Source organism: Rhodocaloribacter sp., from assembly GCF_056451265.1.
The window spans coordinates 22,230-30,073 of record NZ_JBWOPL010000084.1 but is presented as its reverse complement, the minus strand read 5'-3'; the positions used below and the strand labels follow the sequence as shown (position 1 = coordinate 30,073).

The 7,844-nt window shown below is 65.5% G+C and carries 7 protein-coding genes; 4 read left to right on the top strand and 3 right to left on the bottom strand.

Annotation, left to right across the window (positions count from 1 at the left end):
* The 4 genes from AC1HIY_RS14635 to rlmB form a co-directional block, all read left to right on the top strand.
* Positions 1–337, top strand: a 337-nt coding sequence (locus AC1HIY_RS14635) for a sensor histidine kinase (protein WP_479577538.1), incomplete at its 5' end; no start/stop codon positions are given.
* Between the two features lie 500 nt (positions 338–837).
* Positions 838–1,272, top strand: coding sequence for a response regulator (locus AC1HIY_RS14630; RefSeq protein ID WP_479577537.1), 435 nt, complete (start codon positions 838–840; stop codon positions 1,270–1,272).
* A gap of 70 nt (positions 1,273–1,342) precedes the next feature.
* Positions 1,343–2,878 carry a PAS domain-containing sensor histidine kinase gene (locus AC1HIY_RS14625; RefSeq protein WP_479577536.1) on the top strand — a complete coding sequence of 512 codons (1,536 nt, stop codon included), beginning with the start codon at positions 1,343–1,345 and terminating at the stop codon, positions 2,876–2,878.
* A gap of 70 nt (positions 2,879–2,948) precedes the next feature.
* Positions 2,949–3,719 carry a 23S rRNA (guanosine(2251)-2'-O)-methyltransferase RlmB gene (rlmB, locus tag AC1HIY_RS14620; protein WP_479577535.1) on the top strand — a complete coding sequence of 257 codons (771 nt, stop codon included), beginning with the start codon at positions 2,949–2,951 and terminating at the stop codon, positions 3,717–3,719.
* 19 nt (positions 3,720–3,738) lie between these two features.
* On the opposite strand, the gene AC1HIY_RS14615 is transcribed toward rlmB, so the two are convergent.
* From AC1HIY_RS14615 to AC1HIY_RS14605, 3 genes are all read right to left on the bottom strand, one after another.
* Positions 3,739–4,002: a hypothetical protein gene (locus tag AC1HIY_RS14615; RefSeq protein ID WP_479577534.1), complete on the bottom strand. Its 264-nt coding sequence runs from the start codon at positions 4,000–4,002 to the stop codon at positions 3,739–3,741.
* Positions 4,003–4,221: 219 nt separating this feature from the next.
* Positions 4,222–6,717: a M1 family metallopeptidase gene (locus tag AC1HIY_RS14610; RefSeq protein ID WP_479577533.1), complete on the bottom strand. Its 2,496-nt coding sequence runs from the start codon at positions 6,715–6,717 to the stop codon at positions 4,222–4,224.
* A gap of 43 nt (positions 6,718–6,760) precedes the next feature.
* The gene (locus AC1HIY_RS14605; protein WP_479577532.1) at positions 6,761–7,825 is read right to left on the bottom strand and encodes a lysylphosphatidylglycerol synthase transmembrane domain-containing protein; all 1,065 of its coding nucleotides are present in this window, start codon (positions 7,823–7,825) and stop codon (positions 6,761–6,763) included.
* Positions 7,826–7,844 lie beyond the last annotated feature (19 nt).

The window sequence follows — 7,844 nt, the reverse complement described above, 5'->3', positions numbered from 1 at the left end:
CGAAGTGTTCCAGAACCTGATCGACAACGCGGTCAAGTTCATGGGAGACCAGCCCCGTCCGCGGGTGGAGATCGGGGCGCGGCGGCAGGGCGAAGGCGAGGTGCTGTGCTGGGTGCGGGACAACGGTATGGGCATCGACGCCCGGTATCACGAGAAGGTCTTCGATCTGTTCGAGCGACTGAACAACCGGGTGGAGGGCACGGGGATCGGTCTGGCGCTGGTCAAGCGGATCGTGGAGGTGCACGGCGGGCGCATCTGGGTCGAGTCGGGAGCCGATACGACCGGCGCCACGTTTTATTTTACGCTTCCGGCGGGCGAGGCAATGGGCGACTCCTGAAGCGCGTGTGATGAGAACGCCCCTTGCATGTGTTGCTTCGCATGAAAAAGGCGGCGAGGACCGTGTCTTTTTGAAGATGGCTCGGATGAACGGATAATTATCGCCGAAGATGTGTATAATAACACTCCGGAAATGAACCGGGCCAACCCATCCGCGTGCATAGGGCGCCTGATCAGGCGCTGGGTCGTACGGATGGCGTTTTCGCCTCTGCATACTAGTCTCCTCTTCCCGGTGGGCCGGGAGGGGGGAAAGACGTGTTTTCCGGGTATCACGCATCAAAGGGGGCGCTTGGTCGGCGGCCCCGGCATGGTGCGCGGGATATGCGCAGCGATCGGTTCAAGGAAATGAGTCATCCCCCTCCACGCGCCCTCAGCGTTGCTAAGGTCTGATCGTTCCGGGTCGATGTAATCATACATCGCCGGGCGGGATCAGTGATCCGAAATCAGGAGCAGTGAAAGACGCTGGGATAAACGGAAGAGACGTATTTGCGCCGAGGGAATATGGCGAAGGAGCCCTTTACGGTCCTGTTGGTCGAAGATGATCCCGCGCACGCGGAGTTGGTGCTTCGGAGTCTGGAGGACTATCGCGCGGAGAACCATATCATTCACCTCACCGATGGTGAAGCGGCGCTTGACTTTGTGTTCAGGCGTGGCGAGTATAAAGATGCGCCCCGCCCGCACATGATTCTGCTGGACCTTCGGCTTCCCAAAGTGCATGGCCTCGAAGTGTTGCGGCAGATCCGGGCCTCCGAAGACCTTCACATGATTCCGGTCGTCGTCCTGACTACTTCGGAGGCCGAACAGGACGTGGTCCGCGCCTACGAACATCGCGTCAATAGTTACGTCGTGAAGCCCCTCGATTTTGCCCGTTTCACGAGTCTGATGAGAGAATTGGGATACTACTGGCTGGGATGGAATCATTACCCGTGGCCGTAGCGGCGAAAGCGCCGGTGACGAGGACCGGCCGGGACCGTTCGTTCCGGGGGACGTTTAGAGCAGGGACCGTATGGATATTTTGTTGGTAGAGGATGAGGAAGCGCACAAAGAATTGATCCGGCGCGCCTTCGAGATGCGGGGAGATCAGGTGGCGTTGACGGACGTGGCCACGCTGAAGGAGGCACGCCGGCGGCTTGGCCGTTCGCTTCCGGACCTCGCCATCGTCGACCTCCGGTTGCCCGACGGCGACGGCATCGAGCTGCTGGCGATGGAGGGGGGGATGCCCCTCTACCCCGTCATCATCATGACGAGCCACGGCGACGAGCAGGTGGCCGTGGAAGCGATGAAGGCGGGCGCGATGGATTACGTCGTGAAGTCGGAGGAGATGCTCATCCAGATGCCTCGCACGGTGGATCGGGTCATGAGCGGGTGGCGGCACATCGTGAAGCGGCGGCGGGCCGAAGAGGCCTTGCGAGAGAGCGAGGTGCGGTTCCGGGGCCTGTTCGAGCATTCGCCCATCGCGATCTGGGAAGCGGATCTGTCGGGCGTCAAGTCTTTCCTCGATTTGCTCCCCCTCGACGGCGTCAAGGATGTGCCGGAATATCTGGAACAACATCCGGAAGTGCTCACGGCGTGCGCTCAGCGGGTGCGTCTGCTCGGCGTCAATCAGGCCGCCGTAAGGATGTTCGAGGCAGATCATCCGGAAGAACTCCGGAACGCGTTCGCCAATGGCGAGGCCACGGAAAAGATGGCGGAGGCCTTCAAACGGGAGCTTCAGGCGTTGCTCCGCGGCGAGACGCTGATGGAGTTCGAGACGACGGTGCGCACCCTGCGCGGGAACGACCGCGACATCACGTTTCGATGGGCCGTGCCGCCGGGTCATGAAGGAGACTATTCCCGTGTGCTCGTCTCGCTCGTGGACATCACCGAACAGAAACGGCTGGAGCGGGAGATTCTGGAGATCAGCGGGCGCGAGCAACGCCGGATCGGAAGCGATTTGCACGACGGTCTCGGGCAACTCCTCGCCGGCACGCGCTTTAAGATCGCGCAACTGGAAAAGCGTCTCCGCTCGCAGGAGATGACCGAAGAAGCCGAAATCATCGCGGAGGTGGACCAGTTCGTGGCAGAGGCGATGACGCAGGCGCGAGCGCTGGCGCAGGGGCTCAACCCGGTCACGATGGAAGCCGACGGTCTGGCGCAGGCGCTGAAGGGGCTGGCGTTCTCGGTCGAGCGGTTCACCGGCATTCCATGCAAGCTGATTGCTCCGGAGCCGGTCTATATCCGGGATCCCGAAGTGGCCACACAGGTCTATCGCATTGCCCAGGAGGCACTCAACAACGCCATGCGATACAGCCAGGCCACCCGGTTCGAAGTGAGCCTCCTCCAGAAAGGAAAAATTGTGACCCTCTCCGTGCGAGACAACGGCATCGGCATCCCGGAGTCAGCGCCCGAGGCGGGAGGCATGGGGCTTCGCATCATGAAGTATCGCGCCCGGATGATCGAGGGCGTGCTCGACGTGCGGCCTCACGCAGAGGGCGGCACCCTGGTGACGTGCCACTTCCTTGCGGCCTCCACGGCCTCGGAATCGGAGCAGAGGGTCTATTAGGCGGGGGAACCTTCAAGGGAACAGGCCTCCGCCGAAGCGCGAGGGCGCTGAAAAACGCCGGGGAATGCACATGAAGAAAGGGGTTGTCGAAGAGGGGCTGATCGTCGGGCGAAATCCCGTGCGGGAAGCGCTGGAGCGGGGAGACGGCCGGATCGAGAAGGTGATGATCCGGCAGGGGCTGGCCGGGCGCGGGATCCAGCAGATTCGCCGCCTGGCGAAAGCCGAAGGCGTCCCGGTGCAACAGGTGCCCGCCGCGCGGCTTGCGAGGCTGGCGCCCGGTGTGGCGCACCAGGGCGTGGCCGCCGTGACCATACCCGTCGCGTACCGGGAAGTGGAAGAAATGCTCCACGAGATCGCCGCCGACACGGACGTGGTGCGCGAGAAGAAGCCGATCGTGCTGCTGCTCGACCGGATCGAAGATCCCCACAACTTCGGGGCGATCCTCCGAAGCGCGGTGGGGGCCGGGGTGGCGGGTGTGATCGTGCCCCGGCACAGAAGGGCGCCGCTCAATGCCGCGGCCGTCAAGGCGAGCGCCGGCGCTGCTCTGCGCATCCCCATTGCCCGGGCGGGCAATCTCGTCGGCGTCATCGAGCAACTCAAGGAGCGGGGCTACTGGGTGGCGGGCGCCACGGGAACCGGAGAAACGTCGGTGTGGGAGATGGACTGGGACCGCCCGCTGGCCCTCGTGATCGGCAACGAAGAGCGGGGGTTGCGCCCGCAAATCGAGAATGCCTGTGACTATCGCGTGGCAATCCCGTTGCGGGGGCCGACGGAGTCACTGAATGCGTCCGTGGCGGCGGGCATCCTGCTCTTTGCGGCCGCGCGAACCCGTCGGCCGTAAGCTCTGCCGGAAACGGCGTTCAACCCCGCTTTCCGCCGTTGAGTTTGTAGACGATCTTGCGGATGGTGTCGAACTGAAGATACGGGTACTCCAGACGCAACTGCTCGATGGCGTCATACGCCGGGATGTTCTGACGCCTCATCGTGCGAAAACGCCGACGAATCTGGTAATCCCGTACGCCCTTCTCACTGAGGAGATTGTGGGCGGCAAGAACTTCGTACACCTCGTCGCTGATCAGTTCAGACAGAGGGTTCGTTGTCTCATAATTGGCCACAGCTTGCATGGGTCGTGTGAGTTAAATTTCTGAAATTACGACGTTTGTGGGGAGCTTGCCGCCAGAGAATTAGTTCGTAGTGAACCGGTTTTGCTACGATAAGATCAGGGCACGAATCGTCCCATACCTCTGGAAATGGCCTGAATGGTAGATGTTCAACGACGAGCCGTTCGATAAGGCATGCGAATCGGTGACGGGCGCTCGGGGGATCGGCGCGTGGAGGGCGGCCTATGCGCCGGAGGAGGTGGAGAGGCGGTCGAGGGCTCGTCGGATGCTTCGCGCGAGGCTCGGCTCGGGCTCTTCGGGGAGGCGTCGTTCGAGGGCTTCCCGCGCCTCTGGGGTGCCCATCGCGGCGAGGGCTTCGAGGACGGCGCGGCGGACGACGGGATGCGGATCGGCGAGGAGCCGGAAGAGGCGGCGACGCGCGCGGCGGTGGTCGGGGGCGAGGTGCGCGAGCAACGGGACGGCGGCGGCGCGAACCCGCGCGGGCTGGTCTGCGGTAGAGGAACGGAGCGCAACGGTCAACGCTTCGCGGGGCGGCATCGGGAGGTCGGGGAGCACGGCGAGCGCCGTTCGGCGGATGACGTCCCGGTGAGAGGGGGTGACAAGGGCCGACCGCACCACGTCGAGCGCGTTCGGTGCGCCGAGGCGGGCGAGCACGCGCACCGCGGCGGCCTGGACGCGAGCGCTCGGGTCGGTGTTCGCCAGCGCCAGCGCGCGTCCGGCCACGGCGTCGTCGTCGGGGTAGGCGGTGAGGCCTTCGAGCGCGGCGCGGCGCACGTCGGGAGCGTCGTCGTCGAGGGCGGAGAGGAGCGCCCGCTTCACCGACGGCGAGGGCGGCAAGGAGGCCATCGTCTCGACCACAGCCGCACGGACGCGCGCCTCGGCCTCACGGGTGAAGGCCGAACGCAGGCCGAGAAGCAGGTCGGGATGCGTGCGAAAGGCCCGGAGCGCGCGCGCGGCCCGAAGGCGCTGCACCGGCGCGTCGGCGCGCGTGAGCTGCCCCACCCATGCCGACGCCGGCTGATCCGTCCGGATCTCGGCAAGGAGCCCGTCGCCCGCGTCCACGAGCACGTACCGGGGCGGCATCGAGAGTGGGAAAGAGAACGTCTGTTCCCGCCGCGAGAGATGGATCGGAAAGCGCTCCGGCCCGGCCAGCGTCCGCACTTCCACTTCGAGATCGGCCTCGAAGACCTCGGGCACGAGGAACCCCTCCTGCGCCTGTCGCACCGTGACCGACAAGCGTTCGCGCGCGGGGTCGTACGCATAGTTCACGTCGAGGACGGGATGCCCGGCGGCATACACCCACGTGTCGAAGAAGTCATCGAGCCGAACGTCCGCCTCCGCTTCGAGCATCCGTCGGAGATCCTCGCTCCCCGCCGCCGCATAGTCGTAGGCGTGGAGGTATCGGTTGAGGGCGCGCCGGAACGCCTCGTCGCCCATCCGCTTCCACAGCATGAAAAGGACCCACGCGCCCTTGTCCCGCCCGTGCGCGTCGAGGAGATCGGAGGCATCTTCCCACTGATCCCACACAAGGGGTCGGCGATAACGTTGCGCCTCGGCGAAATAGCGTTCGGCGAAGGATTCCATGAGCAGTTCAAGCGCGGCCTCACCGCCTTCGTTTGCGAGGAAACGGGCGCTCAGAAAAGCGGGCAGAGCGTCGTCGAGCCAGCGGTCCGTCCAGTAGTCGGCAGAGATGAGCATCCCGAACCACTGCGCGGCGATCGCTTCGGAGAGGGGCTCATCCGGGTTCTCGTCGAAGGCGGCGGGGCGGTCGACGAGGTAGCCGTCATCGACGAGGGCGAGGTGCGGCGCGGTGATCCGTTCGGGGAAGAGGTCCGGGAGGGCCAGGGCCGTGAAGCCGGGGCCGGGAAGCGGATACCGGAGATAGGTCGAGAAGAACTGTGCGAGGGCCGGCGCGTGGGCGAAGGTCCGGGCCGCCTCGGCCGTGCGGTCGGGGCGTGCGACGCTTGCGAAGGTCATCTCCCGCCCGCCGACGAGGGGGGCGGCCTCTTCCGCCGCAAAGACGCCGACCGCCATGACGAGGACATGCGACGGATACGGTTTCTCGCTCGCGAAGCGAAACGTGACCGTTCCGTCTTCGTTCGGCAGAGTCTCGACGAGGCGTCCGGGCGCGAGCGCCTGCATGCGCCGCTCCACCGTGAGACGCAGGTCCGTCGTGAAGCGGTCGCCGGGGGCGGGCGGGATGGGCAGCCAGTGCGCCTGCGTTCCGGGGACGGCGCTCGTCCACAGGGTCGGGTGCCCGCCCGGTGCGGCGGCGGGGCGGACGTATAGCCCGCGTCTCGGTCGGGCCGTGTATGCGATCTCTACCTCGAACGGTCGTCCGGGCGGGGGGAGCGTGTCGGGCAGGATGAGGAGCGAATCCGCGCCGCCGAGGCGGAAGGCAGCGACGAAGGCCAGAGTGTCGAGGCGGATCCGCACGCTGTCGACGGCGAGGTCGCGGGCGGAGAGCAGGATCGTGGCGAGCGAGTCTCCGAGGCCGGTCATTCGGAGGCGCGCGAAGGCGGAGAGGGTTCCCTCGCCCGGGTCGAGGCGGGCGTCGAGGCGGAGGTGTTCGAGGTCGAACGGCTGGGGCGGCGCCTCGTGGACGGGTCCGGTGAAGAGCGGGTGTTCGTACGGCGGAGCCTGCGCATGCACCCCCTGGGTGACGGAGACGAGGCACAGCCACAGCCCCGTCGCGGCGAGACGGGCCAGAAGGTGCATGCGGGGCGTCGGCAGGTGCGATAACATCCGGGGGGCGACGGGTCTAGGAGGCAGGCTTGTTCTCGTCGGTCGTCTCATTGAGCGTGCGGAAGCCGGACCCCTGAAGGAGCACCGCGAGGAAGCCCACGGCCACGTAGAGCAGGAGCTGGCCCGCGTGCGAGAGGATGGCATAGGAAGCCGCCGGGCTCACCGGCACACCGAAGAGGTTCACCAGCGTCTCGATGGTGATGTAATGATACGATCCCACCCCGCCGGGCGACGGGATGGCCACGCCGACGGCTCCCAGCACCATGATCCCCCATGCATCGAGGAGGGACAGGTGATACGGCTCGGTCATGCCCAGAATGACGAGCGGCAGATATGCCATGAGCGCGTAACAGAACCAGATCGCGAGGGTGGAAAAGACCATCATCACCGGGCGCTTCGTATGGACCAGCGTCAGCAATCCTTCTTTGAACGAGGCCATCGCCGCACCCAGCCGTCGCACCCAGCCGTTCTCGTACCGGGCGCTCTGCAGAAGCGCCCAGCGGTAGAGGGAGAACACCAGCAGCGCAATGACCACCGTCAGGATGACGAGGACGAGCGCAGGAATCTCGCCGAGTTGATCGAGGATCGGCGTGAGAAAGAGTTCACGAAGGACGGTCAGACGCTCGAAAAAGATCACGAATACGCTCACGAGGGCGACCACGAGCACCACCACGTCGAGTATGCGCTCCACGGCGACCGTGCCGAGCACGTAGCTGAACCGGATCTGCTCTCGCTTCGCCAGGTTCGCTGCGCGGACGAACTCCCCCGCGCGCGGCGCGGCATAATTGACCATGTAGCCGATCATGAGCGAATAGAAGGCGGTCAGGAGGGAGACCTGCTTCGGGGCGGCGCCCGGCGTCTCGGGCGGGAGCGTCTCGAGCAGGACCTGCCACCGCCACGCCCGCAGAAGATGGCTCAACAGTGTGATGATCGCCAGCGGCAAGAGCCACCCGTAATGCGCCTCGCGAAGCGCCTCGCCCACCTCCGAAAAATCGACGCCCCGAAGCGCGAGATACAGGAGCACCGCGGCTAGCGCAAAGCTGCCGACCTGCGCGAGAATCTTTCGGAGACGTGGGTTCAAGGAAGGGCGGCGGTCTTCG

Excerpts from the sequence above, each read along its gene's own strand:
- AC1HIY_RS14630 (WP_479577537.1), top strand. The coding sequence starts at position 838 with ATGGCGAAGGAGCCCTTTACGGTCCTGTTGGTCGAAGATGATCCCGCG.
- AC1HIY_RS14625 (WP_479577536.1), top strand. The coding sequence starts at position 1,343 with ATGGATATTTTGTTGGTAGAGGATGAGGAAGCGCACAAAGAATTGATC.
- rlmB (WP_479577535.1), top strand. The coding sequence starts at position 2,949 with ATGAAGAAAGGGGTTGTCGAAGAGGGGCTGATCGTCGGGCGAAATCCC.
- AC1HIY_RS14615 (WP_479577534.1), bottom strand. The coding sequence starts at position 4,002 with ATGCAAGCTGTGGCCAATTATGAGACAACGAACCCTCTGTCTGAACTG.
- AC1HIY_RS14610 (WP_479577533.1), bottom strand. The coding sequence starts at position 6,717 with ATGCACCTTCTGGCCCGTCTCGCCGCGACGGGGCTGTGGCTGTGCCTC.